The organism is Staphylococcus xylosus, assembly GCF_002732165.1.
GTDB classification, from domain to species: domain Bacteria; phylum Bacillota; class Bacilli; order Staphylococcales; family Staphylococcaceae; genus Staphylococcus; species Staphylococcus xylosus.
Map to the genome: position 1 here is coordinate 122,426 of NZ_MRZO01000004.1, position 16,765 is coordinate 139,190.

18 protein-coding genes are annotated in these 16,765 nt (G+C 31.5%); 14 read left to right on the forward strand and 4 right to left on the reverse strand.

The window, feature by feature from the left end:
* Positions 1-312: 312 nt before the first annotated feature.
* From BTM19_RS07505 to BTM19_RS07520, 4 genes are all read left to right on the forward strand, one after another.
* Complete coding sequence (locus BTM19_RS07505; RefSeq protein WP_038678097.1) at positions 313-2,463, forward strand: AraC family transcriptional regulator; 2,151 nt, start codon at positions 313-315, stop codon at positions 2,461-2,463.
* A gap of 164 nt (positions 2,464-2,627) precedes the next feature.
* Positions 2,628-2,984: a transcriptional regulator, SarA/Rot family gene (locus BTM19_RS07510; RefSeq protein ID WP_029377758.1), complete on the forward strand. Its 357-nt coding sequence runs from the start codon at positions 2,628-2,630 to the stop codon at positions 2,982-2,984.
* Positions 2,985-3,185: 201 nt separating this feature from the next.
* A complete protein-coding gene (locus BTM19_RS07515; RefSeq protein WP_029377757.1) occupies positions 3,186-3,902 on the forward strand; it encodes a YebC/PmpR family DNA-binding transcriptional regulator in 717 nt (238 codons plus the stop codon).
* A gap of 1 nt (position 3,903) precedes the next feature.
* A complete protein-coding gene (locus BTM19_RS07520; RefSeq protein WP_029377756.1) occupies positions 3,904-4,410 on the forward strand; it encodes a cupin domain-containing protein in 507 nt (168 codons plus the stop codon).
* 70 nt (positions 4,411-4,480) lie between these two features.
* Here BTM19_RS07520 and BTM19_RS07525 read toward each other — a convergent pair whose 3' ends face one another.
* Complete coding sequence (locus tag BTM19_RS07525) at positions 4,481-5,593, reverse strand: 5-methyltetrahydropteroyltriglutamate--homocysteine S-methyltransferase (protein WP_038678101.1); 1,113 nt, start codon at positions 5,591-5,593, stop codon at positions 4,481-4,483.
* Positions 5,594-5,803: 210 nt separating this feature from the next.
* On the opposite strand from BTM19_RS07525, the gene BTM19_RS07530 reads away from it, so the two are divergent.
* The 5 genes from BTM19_RS07530 to BTM19_RS07550 all read left to right on the forward strand — a co-directional run bounded on the left by BTM19_RS07530 (position 5,804) and on the right by BTM19_RS07550 (position 10,781).
* Positions 5,804-6,484, forward strand: a complete 681-nt coding sequence (locus BTM19_RS07530; protein ID WP_029377754.1) for a ribonuclease FAU-1 family protein — start codon at positions 5,804-5,806, stop codon at positions 6,482-6,484.
* A gap of 221 nt (positions 6,485-6,705) precedes the next feature.
* On the forward strand, positions 6,706-7,560 hold the full coding sequence (locus BTM19_RS07535) for a LysR family transcriptional regulator (RefSeq protein ID WP_029377753.1): 855 nt from the start codon (positions 6,706-6,708) through the stop codon (positions 7,558-7,560).
* A 99-nt stretch (positions 7,561-7,659) separates the two neighbouring features.
* Complete coding sequence (locus BTM19_RS07540; RefSeq protein WP_029377752.1) at positions 7,660-8,871, forward strand: sugar efflux transporter; 1,212 nt, start codon at positions 7,660-7,662, stop codon at positions 8,869-8,871.
* Positions 8,872-8,873: 2 nt separating this feature from the next.
* On the forward strand, positions 8,874-9,362 hold the full coding sequence (locus tag BTM19_RS07545; protein ID WP_029377751.1) for a DUF456 domain-containing protein: 489 nt from the start codon (positions 8,874-8,876) through the stop codon (positions 9,360-9,362).
* Positions 9,363-9,620: 258 nt separating this feature from the next.
* A complete protein-coding gene (locus tag BTM19_RS07550; RefSeq protein WP_058625499.1) occupies positions 9,621-10,781 on the forward strand; it encodes an MFS transporter in 1,161 nt (386 codons plus the stop codon).
* A gap of 206 nt (positions 10,782-10,987) precedes the next feature.
* On the opposite strand, the gene BTM19_RS07555 is transcribed toward BTM19_RS07550, so the two are convergent.
* On the reverse strand, positions 10,988-11,671 hold the full coding sequence (locus tag BTM19_RS07555) for a DUF1129 family protein (protein ID WP_029377749.1): 684 nt from the start codon (positions 11,669-11,671) through the stop codon (positions 10,988-10,990).
* Positions 11,672-11,772: 101 nt separating this feature from the next.
* On the opposite strand from BTM19_RS07555, the gene BTM19_RS07560 reads away from it, so the two are divergent.
* The 4 genes from BTM19_RS07560 (at position 11,773) to BTM19_RS07575 (ending at position 13,757) form a co-directional block, all read left to right on the forward strand.
* Positions 11,773-12,240 (forward strand): GNAT family N-acetyltransferase, encoded by a 468-nt coding sequence (locus tag BTM19_RS07560; RefSeq protein ID WP_029377748.1) that lies wholly within the window; start codon positions 11,773-11,775, stop codon positions 12,238-12,240.
* A 40-nt stretch (positions 12,241-12,280) separates the two neighbouring features.
* On the forward strand, positions 12,281-12,493 hold the full coding sequence (locus BTM19_RS07565) for an SA0632 family lipoprotein (RefSeq protein ID WP_029377747.1): 213 nt from the start codon (positions 12,281-12,283) through the stop codon (positions 12,491-12,493).
* Between the two features lie 314 nt (positions 12,494-12,807).
* Positions 12,808-13,104, forward strand: a complete 297-nt coding sequence (locus tag BTM19_RS07570; protein ID WP_029377746.1) for a hypothetical protein — start codon at positions 12,808-12,810, stop codon at positions 13,102-13,104.
* 101 nt (positions 13,105-13,205) lie between these two features.
* Complete coding sequence (locus tag BTM19_RS07575) at positions 13,206-13,757, forward strand: GNAT family N-acetyltransferase (RefSeq protein WP_029377745.1); 552 nt, start codon at positions 13,206-13,208, stop codon at positions 13,755-13,757.
* Positions 13,758-13,978: 221 nt separating this feature from the next.
* On the opposite strand, the gene BTM19_RS07580 is transcribed toward BTM19_RS07575, so the two are convergent.
* Positions 13,979-15,406 (reverse strand): aminotransferase-like domain-containing protein, encoded by a 1,428-nt coding sequence (locus tag BTM19_RS07580; protein ID WP_029377744.1) that lies wholly within the window; start codon positions 15,404-15,406, stop codon positions 13,979-13,981.
* A gap of 118 nt (positions 15,407-15,524) precedes the next feature.
* Here BTM19_RS07580 and BTM19_RS07585 point away from each other — a divergent pair, with 118 nt between their 5' ends.
* The gene (locus tag BTM19_RS07585) at positions 15,525-16,139 is read left to right on the forward strand and encodes a LysE/ArgO family amino acid transporter (RefSeq protein WP_029377743.1); all 615 of its coding nucleotides are present in this window, start codon (positions 15,525-15,527) and stop codon (positions 16,137-16,139) included.
* Between the two features lie 58 nt (positions 16,140-16,197).
* Here the strand turns inward: BTM19_RS07585 and BTM19_RS07590 are convergent, their stop codons facing one another.
* Entirely contained in the window at positions 16,198-16,764 is a 567-nt protein-coding gene (locus tag BTM19_RS07590) for an LOG family protein (protein WP_029377742.1), read from the reverse strand.
* Between the last annotated feature and the right edge of the window lies 1 nt (position 16,765).

Genomic DNA, 16,765 nt, shown 5'->3' on the forward strand with positions numbered 1-16,765 from the left:
ATTTAAAATCTAATATAATGAAGACACCTTCAAAACACCTTATGAATTGAGAGTTTTTGAAGGTGATTTTTTATCTAATGAAAGGCTTTAATAGAACGACCTTTTTAATTTTCAAAAAAATACAATGCTAAAATTTTAAAATTGAGTTTAATTAATGAAAAAAGTTGACAAAATTATTTGTTTTATACAAAATTATCTAAAGACAAAAAATACTTATTTTATTAATTAAGATATAAAGTGCCAACTTTAGCTTTTATGATAGAGTGACATTTTAATGCATAGCGTATGACAATATTTGAAAGAGGTTAAATTATGAAAGCGCAGTGCTTAAATATTATTTCTATGGATAATTATCCTGCGAAACGCGTAGCTGACGGCTTATTACTAATATTCCCATTAAAAGGGATTACAGAAATACAACATTTTATAACAAATATAGAAGTAGAAAATGATTTGTTTATAATCAATAACTCTGAAATTTTTACAATAAAAAGAAATGAACAAGCGATTAAGTTGTATATTGCGAGTGATTGGTTTTATGATCGTGGCTATGATTTTTTTGCGTATCAATATACATCTAATTTAATACGATCTTCCAATGCGTTATTCCAATCTATACTTAGCTTAGCGCAACATCAATTAAATCAAACTTTGACCGAAGCGTTATTTGAGTCTTACATGAATAATATTGTCGACATTATTGCTTCTGAAGCAAAAGTCGACATAAAATATTTGAAACAACAAACAGACTATTCATTTTATGGTATTACCGGCGAAATGCTAGATTATGTTAATAACCATTTAGATAAGAAATTAACGTTAAAAGAAATTGCCAATAAACTTTTCATTTCTCAATCAAATATATCGACTCAATTTTATAATACGTTGGGGATGAGCTTTAAAACGTATATAGATACTTTAAAACTTTCAACATCGATATCTAGTTTGCTAAAAGGAAAATCTACGATAAGTGAGGTGTCCGATTACTATGGATTTAGCAGTTCTGCTATCTATAGTAAAAAATTTAAACACTATTTTGGCTATTCACCTAAGGACTATCGTCTACTTTCAAAATTGGATAAGTCATTTCCTTTTACAGCAGAAGATTATAACATGAGTACAATCGCTGAAATTCAGAATATAATAGCTAAACGACTTAACAAACTCAATGTTCAGAATAATTATATTTGTATTGATCTGCAACATACTAATGAATTTACTAACGATACTATTGTAATTCAAATTCATAGTATAGAAGAGTTTCACAATTTGTTTGCGAATAAAAGTATGAGTTATTTATTTGAAGGTACACAAAAAGTGATTGTTTACTGCATGATAGATCCGAAAAAGTTACAGGAAACATTTATGGACGAATCATATGGCTTCATTAATTTTGTTTATCACGCAAATGTGGACCTTGCATTTCAAATTAAAAGTAGTGACGATGTTAATATATATATCGACCAAATATATAGCCAATATCAAGCTTATTTACAAGCACATCCAGGATTATCAGATAAACATATGCATTCAGTGAGTTACATCTTTAATGTTAAAAGTATGTCTATCAAGGAAATTTATCGTAATATTATTAAAATTCAACAGTATAGAGAATATGTAAAGTTTGGAATTGATATTACGCATTTATTCAATAATCCTGAATGTTTTAAATTGATGGAGAAGCAGATGAAACGTATAGGGTTTGATTATTTCTTTATAGATAATCATAAATTGACATCTCCCTATTTGAGCGAAGATCATGAAGACTTGCTTACAAAACAAGTGTTTAAGTTTAGTAATATTAAAAAGATTATGAACGATATGGAATTAGAAGAAAGAGCATATTTTCTTTTAAATGTTCATAATAATTACTTATTGAATGACGATAATATGGAGATTATTGAAAGTCCCCCATTACTTATGGGCATGTTCAAACAGATGCGTGAATATTTTACAGGAGTGGGGATAGATTTATTCCAGCAACAAGGTGAGAAAATTGCATTATATTTATATGATCAAAAAGGATTCCGCTCCGTTCTAGGTAATATGTATGAAAGAATAATGGAGAAAATGAGATATGAAGTGAAAGATTTTGAATACTATACAATTGTGAATCAACCAGAGAAAATTTCAATTTTTGTAAATGATTGGCGTATAGTGGAAAGTGAAACTGCAGAGAGCGAACCGCAAAATATACAAATACATTTAAATTTTAAAGATAAGGCTATGAGATGTCCTTATATAATTTTTTATGAAAAAATAAATAGCACATTTGGAAATATAAATGGTATTATTCCGCCAGCTTTAAGAATTGAGCATACGTGGTCAGATGAATTGATTAGTAAAATCGATGACTATAATAAACCGCATTTTAGTGTTATGCAACATGATTTTAAAGAAGCGCATTTGACCATTGATTTAAATTATAATACGGTTCACATTATTGATATTTATAAAAAATAAAAAAATTTTATAGTTCACCTCTTTTAAAATTATGCGTAGCAAAATACAATTTATCGTTATTCGTAATTTTGACAAATCTATAATTATAATTAATAAGGACATAGACTTGTAATTTATGGATAATTGTATTGTATTGTTTACTAGCATTTGGAGGTGTGACAACAGTGAATAAAGACAAAAAAGAGCAATTTTTAAATATTTACAAAAAATATAAAAGTTTAATGCACTACATTGAATCAAACTACAAATTGACTATGAATGACGTTGCAATTTTAGAATTGATAGAACAAAATTGTAGTGAAAATAATATGTTAATGCAGCCATTTCTAAAAATTGCAACTACTGAACTTGAGTTAAGTAGAACTAAGGTGCTTGCATCGATTCGTAGATTGATTGATCAGGATAGAGTGAGCAAAATACGTTCAACTGAAGATGAGCGTAAAGTATATTTATTTATGAATAATGACAATGCACAAAACTATAAAATTTTATTAGATGATATTGAAGGATATGTTAAGTAAATAATAGTGTACTTTAATAGGCTAAATAAATAATAAAATAAAAACTACAGGTATTTACTTTATATGGTAAGTATCTGTAGTTTTTGTAGTTTGAAGAGGACTTGGATTCAACTGATGTGCGTAAATCTATATTCTAAAGCAAAAATATTGTATAATATATCATATTAATAAATGTAGTAATCGAGAAAGCGAGATGAAATCATGGGACGTAAGTGGAATAACATTAAAGAAAAAAAGGCCCAAAAAGATAAAAATACAAGTAAAATTTATGCGAAGTTTGGTAAAGAAATATATGTAGCAGCTAAATCAGGTGAACCTGATCCGCATGCCAATCAAGCTTTACGTTTAACATTAGAGCGTGCCAAAACTTATTCAGTTCCGAACCACATTATTGAGAAAGCAATTGAAAAAGCTAAGGGCTCTGGTGAAGAAAGTTATGATGAATTAAGATATGAAGGTTTTGGTCCAAATGGCTCAATGATTATCGTTGATGCTTTGACAGACAATGTAAATAGAACGGCTTCAGATGTACGTGCAGCTTTTGGTAAAAATGGAGGGAATATGGGCGTATCAGGATCAGTCGCTTATATGTTTGAATATACAGCTGTATTTGGTTTTGAAGGCAAATCGGTAGACGATACATTAGAAGCATTAATGGAAAAAGATGTGGATGTCAGAGATGTGATTGATGAGAATGGCTTAACTATTGTATATGCTGAACCAGACCAATTTGCTCAAGTACAAGATGCGTTAAGAGAAATAGGTATTGATACATTTAAAGTTGCGGAATTTGAAATGTTACCCCAATCTGATATTGAATTATCAGAAGAAGACCAAAAACAATTTGAAACACTTATTGAAGTATTAGAAGACTTAGATGATGTGCAAAATGTATTTCATAACGTGGATTTGAAATAATATGAATCAACATATACAATCTTGGATTTCACAATTACAACTGCAACCACACCCAGAAGGTGGTTATTATAAAGAAGTAATTAAAGGTACTACAGACAATGCAAGACAAAGAGCGCAGTATTCTAGTATTTATTTCTTATTAACGCATGACAATATTTCACATTTTCATCGTATAGATGCAGATGAAATTTGGTATTATCATGATGGTGATTCACTAACGATTCATATGATTCACCCTGATGGTAGATACGAACAAGTATCTTTAGGGAAGAATATAGAAGCGGGTGACGTATTACAGTATGTAGTACCTAAAGGAACCATATTCGCATCATCAGTTGAAAGGCAAAATGATTACGCGCTTGTTGGATGTATGTGTCAACCTGCATTTGAGTTTGAACATTTTGAATTATTGAGCCAAAGTTGGTTGAACGAACAATATCCTAACTTAGAAGATATTAATATGCGTTATGCATTATCTTCTGAAGCTATTGAAGCAAACAAACATTAAATTCTATAAAAGATTTGAGAGCCCGAGACACAAATGTCTCGGGCTCTCAAATCGTTGATGCTACTGTATGTTATTTTGCAGTTCCAAATACTTCTCTTGCGATTTCTACTACATAAGCAAGTTTTTTCCATTGTGCATCTTCCGTAAGTTTATTACCTTCTTCAGTAGAAGCAAATCCACATTGAGGACTTAAACAAATTTGATCTAAATCCACATATTGTTGGGCTTCTTCAATGCGCTTGAGTATAGCGTTTTTATCCTCAAGTTCACCAGTTTTTGAAGTGAATAATCCTAATACTGCTGCTGATTTATCTTTTGGGAAATAGCGTAATGGCTCAAAGTCTCCAGAGCGATCATCGTCATACTCTAAGAAAAATCCGCCTAAATTTTCCTGGAATAAATAAGGAGCTACTGGTTCGTAACCACCTGAAATTGCCCAAGTAGACTGGTAGTTACCTCGACAAACGTGTGTTGTAATAAGTAAATCTTCGGGTAATCCTTGTACTGCTTCATTGACGACGCGTAATGCAAGTTGTCGTGCATTTTCTTTTTCAGCTTCAGAACGATCACGTCCACGTGTTTTTTGAGTTCCTGATGTTAGATTTGCCCAATAAACGTCATCTAATTGGATGTAACGCGCACCTAGTTCATAAAATTTTAATAGACTATCATGATAGGCTTTGGCAACATCATGTGAATATGCTTCAATATCTGGATATATTGTTTCATTTAAAATGTTTGGATGGAAAAGTTGGTTAGGGCTAGGAATAGAGACTTTTGATGTCCCTCGGCCGTTTACTTTTTCATGTAAGAATTGGAAATGTTCAAAATGGGGATGGTTAGGGTTAAATGCAACCTTGTCTACAATCTTCACATTATGATTTCTAGTTTCGACACCTTCGAATTCTAAACCGTGTTCTGATGTATAGCCTTGAACACCATCTAAGTTCTCTAAGAAGTCGAAATGCCACCAACTTCTACGAAATTCTCCATCTGTAATACTATGTAACCCTACTTCTAATTGTTTTTCGATAATATGTTCAATTTCTTCATCTTCAATAGCTTTTAGTGTTTGTGCGTCTATTACTTTATTTTTATAGTCTTGTCGTGCTTCTTTTAAGCGATCTGGTCGTAATAAACTACCAACATGATCTGCTCTAAATGGTCTATGGATAACTGTCATGGTAAGGCTCCTTTATTTATGGAATTTTCTGAAAAATATAGATAAAATTTAACAGACTTCTGGGGAATTGTCAATTTCGCTTTTACACTATGAAATATAGTACAATAATACTAATCAAATTTTGAAGGTAAAAATAAAAGACATCGATATAATTCATGAGATGACATGGGAGAAACAGTTTTATATAATAATGACAAGGAGTTGGTGACAGTGAAAGTAAAATATATTGATAAGCGTCACTGGCGTCGCATCATTGATAGAGAATACACAGAGGTCAAAGTGAACAATAATAAGTTTAAAGGTATTATTGGTTTAGTCACTATGAAAAAAGTTCGTGAGCCATTAGAGGTATCAGTTGTTGGACAAAACATTATTGTTGCTGATGACAACTATCAATGGTTACAAATCTTACCTGAGAAAAAACGTTATAGTATTACAGTGATGTTAGATGACAAGGGCAACCCATTAGAATATTATTTTGATATCAATTTAAAGAATGTTACACAGAAAGGAAATGCACGTACGATTGATTTGTGTTTAGATGTGCTTGTATTACCAAATGGGTCTTATGAACTTGTTGATGAAGATGATTTACAACGTGCATTAGATACAGGACAAATTTCTAAGAAACAATATCATGAAGCATATGTAATCGCGCATCAGCTCATGATAAAAATCGATGCTGATTTTCCAACTATGCAAGACAAAATTATGTATTGTTATCATAAAATTAAACAGAAAGCAAAGGGACAGAATCATAGTAAACATAAGCCGAAAGGGCACAAACACAATACTCATAAATCCAAACAACACCCAAATGATAAACATCATAGACATACTTCTACGCATAAATCAGAGCAACAAAAGTCTTCAAATCATGAAAAGAGCTAACCTATATGGTATGTATTTGAATCGCAGTTAGTATGAAATGTTAAACGATACGAACTACCGAAATTCAGGTATTGAAAAGGCATATAAGTATATAAATAAACGTGTTATAGTAAATATTGCATGTATAACAAAAAACTTAGAATTACATGTAATCTACACAAATAAAAATGAGAGTTATTATACGATAATTAACAGTGGCTTATAAAAATAGGGGGATAATTATGAAGATTGACGATTATCGCTTGTTAACTACTTTGGATGAAACAAAAACACTGAGAAAAGCAGCTGAAATTCTCTATATTTCACAACCTGCAGTTACGCAAAGGCTTAAAGCGATTGAAAATGCTTTTGGCGTCAACGTTTTTATCCGAACTAAGAAACAATTGATTACGACGACGGAAGGTACAATGATAATTGAACACGCTAGAGAAATGCTCAATAGAGAGCGTTTGTTTTTAGATAAAATGCAAGCGCATATTGGTGAAGTCAATGGAACCATATCTATCGGTTGTTCATCTTTAATTGGCCAAACATTGTTACCTGAAGTATTAAATTTATATACAAGACAATTTCCTAATGTAGAAATTCAAGTTCAAGTTGGTTCAAGCGAACAAATTAAAGCGAATCATAGAGATTATCATGTCATGATTATCCGTGGTAATAAGATTATGAATTTAAGTAATACACACCTTTTTAATGACGAGCACTACTTCATTTATCCTAAAAATAGGAATGATGAACTTGAAACAATGCCTTTTATCGAATTCCAAGCAGACCCAATTTATATTAATCAAATAAAAGAATGGTATGGAAGTCAAATTGGCCAAGATTACCACGCAATGATTACAGTAGATCAAGTGGCAACTTGTAAAGAAATGTTATTAAATGGTGTTGGTGTAACAATATTACCAGAGATTATGATGAAACATATAGATCGCGAATTATTCGAATTCAAACGCGTGGATATCGATAATAAATCGCTCATACGTTCTACGTTTTTAAGCTACGATTCAAGTATGACACAGTTGCCCCAGGTAGAGTCATTTATAAATCTAATGATGGAATATGTTGAGTAATAAAACAGATACGGATTTAATTTAAGGTTTTATTTTATAACATTAAAGTTATTGCACTGACGAAGAAATATATTATTTAAGAGAATAGAGGTTGTCTACATGTTTAGTGCCTTATTACATATTAAAAACTACAAATTATTTGTAGTGAATATGATGCTGTTAGGTATGGGGATAGCAATTACAGTACCTTATTTAGTATTGTTTGCTACAAATGATTTAGGCATGACTTCCACACAATATGGATTGTTGTTAGCCTTAGCTGCAATCAGTCAATTTATAATGAATACGATAGTTGCGCGTTTTTCTGATACGCATAATATTAATAGAAAATTAATAATAATTGCTGCCTTATTTATGGGGGCAGTTAGTTTTTCAATTTATTTCTATATACATGAAATATGGATTTTTATAGCAATGTACGCTATTTTCCAAGGGTGTTTTGCGCCAGCGATGCCACAAATGTATGCATCAGCACGTGAATCAATTAATGCCTCTGCTTCAAGAAATAAAGCTAAATTTGCCAATGCAGTTTTGCGTTCCATGTTTTCATTTGGCTTTTTATTTGGTCCTTTAATCGGTGCCTTACTTCTAAATGCTAATGGGTATTCGGGCTTGTTTGGTGGTACGATTACAATCATTATCTTTACCTTACTATTGCAAGTATTTTTCTTTAAAGATATAAAGACAGAACACACTGTTTCTGATGTAAATCATGTTGAGGCTACAGCTCCCAACATGCTAAGAGATAAGTCACTATTTATTCCGTTTTTAGCGTTTATTTTGCTACATATAGGGCAATGGATGTATACATTGAATATGCCATTATTTGTAACGAAGTACCTTAATGAACCCGAAGGTTTTGTTGGTGGATTAGCAAGTTTATGTGCTGGACTAGAAGTGCCTTTTATGGTCATTTTAGGTATATTGTCAGCAAAAATGACAACACGTGCCTTACTCATGTTAGGTGGTCTCTTCGGAGGATTGTTTTACTTTAGTATCGGCATGTTCGAAAGTTTAGCGATGATGTTTGTAGGTCAAGTATTTTTAGCGATATTTTTAGCAATACTACTTGGTTTAGGAATTAGTTACTTTCAAGATATATTACCAGACTTTCCGGGTTATGCCTCAACGTTATTTGCTAATGCAATGGTTATTGGCCAATTATGTGGTAACTTGTTAGGTGGTATAATGAGTCAATGGGTTGGTTTAGGAAATGTTTTCTTTGTTTCTGCAGGATCTATATTTATAGGTATGGTTCTCATTTTCTTTACCAAAGATCAAAAATTTACAGAAGAAAGTATGAGTAATTAATAATGACAATTATTTTATGGTTATGTATTATAGCAGCATTTGTCTTAGCGTTTATAGGTTTAATTAAACCGGTTATTCCATCTGTACTTGTCTTATGGGTTGGTTTTCTGATTTATCAATTCGGTTTTCACAATGGTAACTTATCATGGGTGTTCTATGTATCTATGATTTTACTTACATTATTTATAATCGTTGCAGATTTTATAATGAATCAATATTTTGTTAATAAATTTGGTGGTTCAAAAAAGAGTGAGTATGCAGCGCTTATAGGTGTTATTGTAGGGTGCTTTGTATTTCCACCATTCGGAATTATCATTATTCCATTTGTGGCGGTATTAATTGTAGAAATGATTCAAGAACCAAATTTTTCAAAAGCTTTAAAAGCAAGTTTTGGCTCGGTTGTGGCATTTTTAGCAAGTACTATCGCACAAGCGATTATCATGATTATTATGGTAGTATGGTTTTTTGTAGATGCATTACTAATTAATTAAAATCATTTTTGAGCTAATAGTTTTATCTTTAGAATAAATTGAGCAATTCATTTAATTCTAAGGTTACTGTTAGCTCTTTTTTTGTGAAAAATTGTAACTCGAAAATTAAAATAGAACGATTAAATATACATATAATTTTAATGAAAGCGCATTAATATAATAAATTAATAAAAAATAAAGCAATTGCCTTGTTTTCAGTTGCTTTATTTTAGTATAATCACAAACATGTTTAAAAAATGGAATAGGAGGGGAGTCGAAATGAAATATCCAATAGCTATATGGATGCTGGCTATCGGTGCGTTTGCAATCGGTATGACAGAATTTGTAATTATGGGACTTTTACCAAATATTGCAAGGGACTTTGATGTGACTGTGAGTCAAGCAGGACAGCTAATTACTGGTTATGCGTTAGGTGTTGCCATTGGTGGACCAATCATAGTTATGTTAACAATAAAATGGAATAGAAAGTATCTATTATTAGTTTTAATGGGCATTTTTATTTTAGGTAATTTTGCTGCTTCATTTAGTCCAAGTTACGGATTTATGATGACAAGTCGTATTATTACATCGTTAGCGCACGGTTCATTCTTTGGTATAGGCTCTATACTTGCCGCAAGTATGGTTAGACCAGAGAAAAGAGCAAGTGCCATGGCCTTGATGTTTATGGGATTAAGTTTAAGTAACATCTTAGGTGTGCCATTCGGTACATTAGTTGGACAAAATTTTGGTTGGCCAATGACATTTATTGTTATTTCTATTATTGGTGCTATAGCTTTAGTAGGGATTATTATTTTTGTGCCAATGCAACGTGAAACAGTTAAATCTTCAGTATTAAATGAATTGAAAATTTTAAAAGAGAAGCGTTTATGGTTAACATTAGCAGTAACACTATTCGGATTTAGTAGTGTATTTGCTTATTTCACATATATCTCTACAGTTTTAACTGACGTTTCTAATGTTCAAGAGAATCTTATTTCATATCTACTTATTATATTTGGTGTAGGTGTTACATTAGGTAATATCGTAGGTGGTAAGCTTGCAGATTGGAATTTAAATAAATCATTACAAATGATATTTACAATATTTATTCTATATTTCGTGCTATTATACTTTATCCAAATGAACGGATTCTTAATGGTAGCAGGCATATTCTTCTTTGGTCTAATAGGATTTAGCATGAGTCCATCGCTACAGTTCAAAAGTACTTTAATTTCCAAAGATGCGCCAACGCTTGCTAGTACATTGAATCAATCAGCATTTAATCTAGGAAATGCTTTAGGTGCCTTTATAGGTGGACTAGTCGTTACGCATTTACCAGTAGCGTCTCTAAGTCTTATCGCTCCTATTTTAACAGTGATTGGTTTAATATTCTTGTTTATCAGTGTTGCAGTTGAGAAAAAAGAAGGCATGACAACTTAAATTCACATTATCATGATATATATCGTTGTAATTTTCTATATACTTGCATTATGCTTGTTCGGAAAAGGTAATAGAGTTTAGAGATCATAAGTAAGAAATATTTTATTTAATTTAACTAGATACTAAGCTATATAAAATAAGAGCCTGAGGCATATAGAGTTATGTCTCAGGCTCTTTCTTTTTATTATTAAAGTAATGTCATCAAATTATAGTGAAGTATTTGCATCTTTATTAATATAGTGATGATCGATATACAATGAAATTGGCATAATTATGAAAGAAATAATAATAAATGTCCAATTACTTATAAGAATATAAGGACCAACAGCGAGTGCTGCTTGAGGTACAAAAAACACATAAAATAACGCACATAACAAAAGTATAATACTGACGTATGTCATAATCCAAGTCCAATGTGATTTGGTAAAGCATTGCATTTGTACAGTTTTAAAAACCATCCATATAAAAATGAAAATAATGCTAATACCGACGAGTAACATTATAGGAAATGTATATATATATAGTCGTTTAGCGCCGATAAAAAAACCAATAAATCCTTTAAGGAAACAAAAAATACCAAAGAAAAGTAAAATGTGTTGGAAAATATATTTGAATATGTTGATGAGCGTTTCATTTGGCAATTTTTTAATTTCATTTTTTGCGTGTGATTTAGGGTCATGATCAAAGAAATCCATAGCGAGCGTGCCTTCTTTTTCGGCTTGTAATAATTGAGCTAATATACGATTTAACATCTTTTCGGAATCATAGGGATTCACACTTAGATCCGCGCGTACATATGTCATATAGTTTTCGAATGTTTCTCTATCAGTATTGTTTAATCGTAGTGATTTCACATTATTTTCACGCATTAATCTTTCAGTAGATTTCATTTGAATTTCGCTACCTTTTTTATAGAATGTAAGAATAAGATATGGCTTATTATGACGAATATCACAACATAAATCAACTTAACTTTTTAGAAGGAGAAATTATGGAACAACTTTCACTATCACAAAATCAATTTATAGAAGAAATTGCCAACATACACGAGCAGCAACTTGAACAACAATATTATGATTACAGAAAAACTAATTTATCAGTGGCTTTACGTATAGAAATGATCGAGCGGAGCTTGAAATTAGAAACAGGTCGCATTTTAATTCAAACACTGGATGGTATTTTACAAGGATTTGTATGGGCGCGAATTGAGACAGTAGGGTATAAAGTTATCATTGAAATGCTCTATGTCCATCCTGAATATAGACACCAGAGTATAGGTGCCAAATTGAAATCATCTATTGAATGGTGGGCCATTAGTCAAGGTGCTCAAAAAATAGAAAGTACCGTAGCGTATAGTAACAAACAAATGATTGAAATGAATTTAAATATGGATTATCAGGTGGAAAAAATAATTATGTCCAAAAAACTATCAGTAATTAATGAAGATAATAATAATTAATGATAAAATTAATATATTATAATGAAAAAGGAGTTCTTACATGAAAAGGTGTTTGGCACTCATATTAGCAGCGACAGTTACATTAACAGCTTGTGGTAAAGATGATGAAAAAGTATCATTGGAAAAAGATGTCGATAAATTAGAGAAACAAAAAAAAGATTTGAAAAAGCAAAAAGATAAACTAGAAAAAGAACATGATAAGCTGAAGGATAAATCTGAAAGCTTAGAAAAAGATATAAATTCAGAAACCTAAACCGTGTAGATTGTTGTATAATCGAATGAAATATGGAGAATGAAAAAATATATCTGTATAATATATAGAAATTAGATTTAATTATATTTTTAAAAAGGCATTGTAATATTTCCTAGGAAATTATTGTAATATGGTTTTACTAATTGTTATAATGGGTATCATTAAACATAATGTGGATTAGTAAGTACGTATAAAAATGCAAAGAAGTTGAAATACAAGGGAGTTATTAAACAATCATTCAGGCTTAAGTTAACGACTAGTTTGGAGTAAGTTGTGTTTTGATAATTTCCTTACATAGAAAAGAGGTAATGAATATGCACGAACAAGATTTCAATTTATTAGAAGGCAGATCTATTACTTTACCAGAATTAGGTAGAGAAATAGAAAATATTACAGGCAGAGAAATAAAAGACTCTACAGGTGAAATTAAACGTGTGATTGCACACTTACCAAATTTTGAATCTGATACAGATACTTTTGTAGCTACTTACAGACTAAATCATAAAAATGATTTTATTGATGCAACATTTACTGCACCAAAAAGTGAACGTAGCCGTTTGAAAGAAGTTGCAGTAAACGTAGAGTTAATTAGTTATATTTCAAGAGCTTAAATGTTGATTATTGATAGAATATGTAGGTAGCGCGATATGAACTGTTTCATAACGCGTTACTTTTATATAGAAATTTATTTTCCAGTATAGAGGTGTAACATATGACAGTTTATATTGAAACTGAACGTTTAAGGTTACGTGACTGGCGGGAGGAAGACTTGCTACCATTTCAACAAATGAACGCAAACCAACAAGTTCGTAGATATTTTCCTAGTTTATTAAGTTATAGACGTTCAGAACACGATATGAATAAAATGGATGAAGTTATATCAAAATATAATATTGGCCTATTCGCTGTTGAATTGAAAGAGACGAATGGTTGGTTAGGTTTTATTGGATTGAATTATGTACCTAAAGAAAGTAAATATACATTTGATGAGTTGCCATTTTATGAAATAGGATGGCGTTTAATTCCTGAAGTTTGGGGGAATGGTTTTGCTACAGAAGGTGCGGAAGCCGTATTGAAATATGCCAAATCTCAAGGTTTAGAAGAGGTCTATGCCTTTACTTCAGAAAATAATGCAGCTTCTAGAAAAGTGATGGAAAAAATCGGCATGAAATTATACGATTATTTTGAGTATCCTAATCTCAGTAAATATCATCCACTTAAAAGACATGTTAGATATCATAAAGATTTATCAAAAAACGTTTAAGAAACGTTGTTTTGGTAGTAGGCATTGTGGCCATTTCAAATGCATATTAATTAAGGCTGAGGCAAATTTAATTGTCTCAGCCTTAATTAATTTATTGAATTTGTAAAATTTATAGATGGATTTCCTCAGGTGAACTTTTGTCACTATCAGCTCTAGTATTCTCTGCCGAGCTGGAACGACGTAATCTGTTTAAAAAATTAGATTTCTATATCATCCACTGTTTATGACGATATGAGAAAACGTGTTTTGATAATTTCCCTTAATTGTTTTAAAGTTGCATCGATATCATCGGTATCAATATAAGCATATGAGAAACGGATACAATTATGCGCATGTTTATCGTAAACTTCACCGGGATTAATTAGTATATTTTCTGTAATAGCTGCATCGAAAAGTCTTTTCATATCGATGGAGAACTTAAATTGGAACCAAATATAAAATGAACCATCTGGCATCGACCATGAACCGAAATCACTAAAATATTTCTTCAAGGATTCTAAAAACAAATTTCTTTTAATTAAAAGCTTTTCCTTAAGCTCTTTGAGGTGTTGGTCGTGGTATTGTGGCTGTGTTAACCATTCTGACGCGATATATTGTGATATAGAACTTGCGCCATAGTCATTTTGCATTTTTAAATCAGCTAAATGTGCCGCAACGGAGGGCTTAGCAACGATCCAACCGACCCGCAAACCAGGACTTACAGTTTTGGATAAGCTAGTCAAATATAAAATATTATCATTTGTATCAAATGTTTTTAAAGGTAGTGGACGTTCGTGATTAAAATATAAGTCACCATAAACATCATCTTCTACAATAGGCATACCATGTTGTTCACATTGCATAATAATTTTTTGTTTTTCTGCTAGCGAATAACAATGTTGTGTAGGGTTGTGTAATGTCGGTATACAATAGAAAATGCTATTTGCATATTGTGCTTGTGCTTTAAATATATTGTTAATATTACTTTTAATATCAGAAATGCTTATTTGTTGTATATCAGCTCTAATATTATGCCAAGTACGTATCGAATTAATATATGAAGGAGATTCAACAATAATCTTGGATTGTGGGATTAGTAAGCCATCTGCAATTAGTTTTAAACCTTGTAATGCGCCAGAGGTGATACAAATGTGGTCAATGCTACATGTGATGCCTAATTTTTGCATATATTGCACAACTGCTTCTCTAAGTTTTAGATTTCCCTGGGGATGTTCGTAATTAGTGTTTAACACATTAGTATTACACTTACTCAAAATTTCTTTGAATTGTTCATTAGGTATAAGATTGGGAGCTAGTTCTCCAGTACCTAATCGCTTGATGTTAGAGTGGAATTCTAGTTTGTTAATTTGTTGAACGAAGTATTGATTATTTTTGGTTGTACTATTGCTGATATAGTTTTGCCAATTAATATTGTTTCTAATATAAGTATGCCAAGTATTTCCAGATACATATAAGCGCTGTTTCTCTCTACCATCTATTATTCCCTGGCTTTTAAGAATATCGATTGCTTGTATAACGGTAGAACGATTCACTTGATATTTCCTGGCCATATCTCTTTGAGAAGGTAATTGCATGCCTTGTTCTAATTTCCCGGTATCAATTTGTGAAATGATATCATCAATAATTTGTTTGTATTTTGGTTTGAACATAAAATAACTCCTATATTATCTGGTTGGTATTTTAATTTGCATCTGGTTGGTCTAATTTCTTTGGATATAGTATAGCATAGTTAATATAGACGTAATAATTAAAGGAGAGTATTTTGGTATGTTACAACCAGCAGTTCATGGATTACTTTTGGCGCTAGGACTCATATTGCCTTTAGGCGCTCAAAATGTCTTTGTATTTAATCAAGGAGCTAATCATAAAAGTATATACAAATCACTACCGGTAATTATCACCGCTGGTTTATGTGATACATTATTAATATTATTAGCTATTTTAGGGGTATCATTAATTTTGTTGTCTTTACCTGTTTTGCAGATAACTATTTATTGTATAGGTATTGTCTTTTTAAGTTATATGGCATGGTCATTGTGGACATCACATCAATATCAACTTCAAACTTATAAACCTATGACTGCTAAAAAGCAAATAGGTTTCGCATTATCAGTGTCATTACTAAATCCACATGCAATTATGGATACGATAGGTGTAATTGGTACAAGTGCTGCTATATACGAAGGAGTAGAAAAAGTAGTGTTTAGTATTGCCACTGTACTGGTGTCGTGGTTTTGGTTTTTCATTTTAGCAATAGTGGGGAAGATTATAGGATATGTAGATAAAACAGGAAAATATATTTTGGTATTAAATAAATGTTCAGCAATTATTATCATTATTGTTGCATTGATGATCCTAAAACAGTTAATAGCAATTATTTAAATTATAAATAAAGGGCAAGGAAGGAAATTTAAAATAATTAACTTCCTTGCCCTTGAAGTTAGTCGTAAGTTCTAACACCTAAAGGTTTATAATTATTGATAGTTTCAAATAGTGCTTCTGTTGTATCGCATAATGGCGCTAAAGTATCGTATTTAGCATCGATAAACCCTTCTTCAATCATATGAGATAATAGGGATTGTAATGGATTGAAGAACCCATTGATATTAAATATAGCGATCGGTTTTTGATGAATGCCAATTTGAGACCAACTATACATTTCAAAGAATTCTTCTAAAGAACCAGCGCCACCAGGGGCCATGACAAAGGCGTCTGCTAATTCGGCCATTTTGTTTTTTCTTTCATGCATAGAGTCAACTAAAATAAGTTCCGTTAATTTCTGACTAGTTATTTCTTTTTCATTTAACATATTAGGCATAACTCCGATAGCGCTACCGCCATGATCTAGTACGCCATCTTGTATTGCCCCCATAATGCCTACAGAGCCAGCTCCAAAGATTAATTCATAACCTTTTTCGGCCATGGTTTTACCTAGCTGATAAGCTTCTGACATATAGGAAGGGTCATTTCCTTTACTAGCGCCACAGTATACGGCAATTCTTTTCATG

Coding starts and splice junctions, on each gene's coding strand:
- BTM19_RS07505 (WP_038678097.1), top strand. CDS start 313: ATGAAAGCGCAGTGCTTAAATATTATTTCTATGGATAATTATCCTGCG.
- BTM19_RS07515 (WP_029377757.1), top strand. CDS start 3,186: ATGGGACGTAAGTGGAATAACATTAAAGAAAAAAAGGCCCAAAAAGAT.
- BTM19_RS07520 (WP_029377756.1), top strand. CDS start 3,904: ATGAATCAACATATACAATCTTGGATTTCACAATTACAACTGCAACCA.
- BTM19_RS07525 (WP_038678101.1), bottom strand. CDS start 5,593: ATGACAGTTATCCATAGACCATTTAGAGCAGATCATGTTGGTAGTTTA.
- BTM19_RS07535 (WP_029377753.1), top strand. CDS start 6,706: ATGAAGATTGACGATTATCGCTTGTTAACTACTTTGGATGAAACAAAA.
- BTM19_RS07540 (WP_029377752.1), top strand. CDS start 7,660: ATGTTTAGTGCCTTATTACATATTAAAAACTACAAATTATTTGTAGTG.
- BTM19_RS07545 (WP_029377751.1), top strand. CDS start 8,874: ATGACAATTATTTTATGGTTATGTATTATAGCAGCATTTGTCTTAGCG.
- BTM19_RS07550 (WP_058625499.1), top strand. CDS start 9,621: ATGAAATATCCAATAGCTATATGGATGCTGGCTATCGGTGCGTTTGCA.
- BTM19_RS07555 (WP_029377749.1), bottom strand. CDS start 11,671: ATGAAATCTACTGAAAGATTAATGCGTGAAAATAATGTGAAATCACTA.
- BTM19_RS07560 (WP_029377748.1), top strand. CDS start 11,773: ATGGAACAACTTTCACTATCACAAAATCAATTTATAGAAGAAATTGCC.
- BTM19_RS07565 (WP_029377747.1), top strand. CDS start 12,281: ATGAAAAGGTGTTTGGCACTCATATTAGCAGCGACAGTTACATTAACA.
- BTM19_RS07570 (WP_029377746.1), top strand. CDS start 12,808: ATGCACGAACAAGATTTCAATTTATTAGAAGGCAGATCTATTACTTTA.
- BTM19_RS07575 (WP_029377745.1), top strand. CDS start 13,206: ATGACAGTTTATATTGAAACTGAACGTTTAAGGTTACGTGACTGGCGG.
- BTM19_RS07580 (WP_029377744.1), bottom strand. CDS start 15,406: ATGTTCAAACCAAAATACAAACAAATTATTGATGATATCATTTCACAA.
- BTM19_RS07585 (WP_029377743.1), top strand. CDS start 15,525: ATGTTACAACCAGCAGTTCATGGATTACTTTTGGCGCTAGGACTCATA.
- BTM19_RS07590 (WP_029377742.1), bottom strand. CDS start 16,764: ATGAAAAGAATTGCCGTATACTGTGGCGCTAGTAAAGGAAATGACCCT.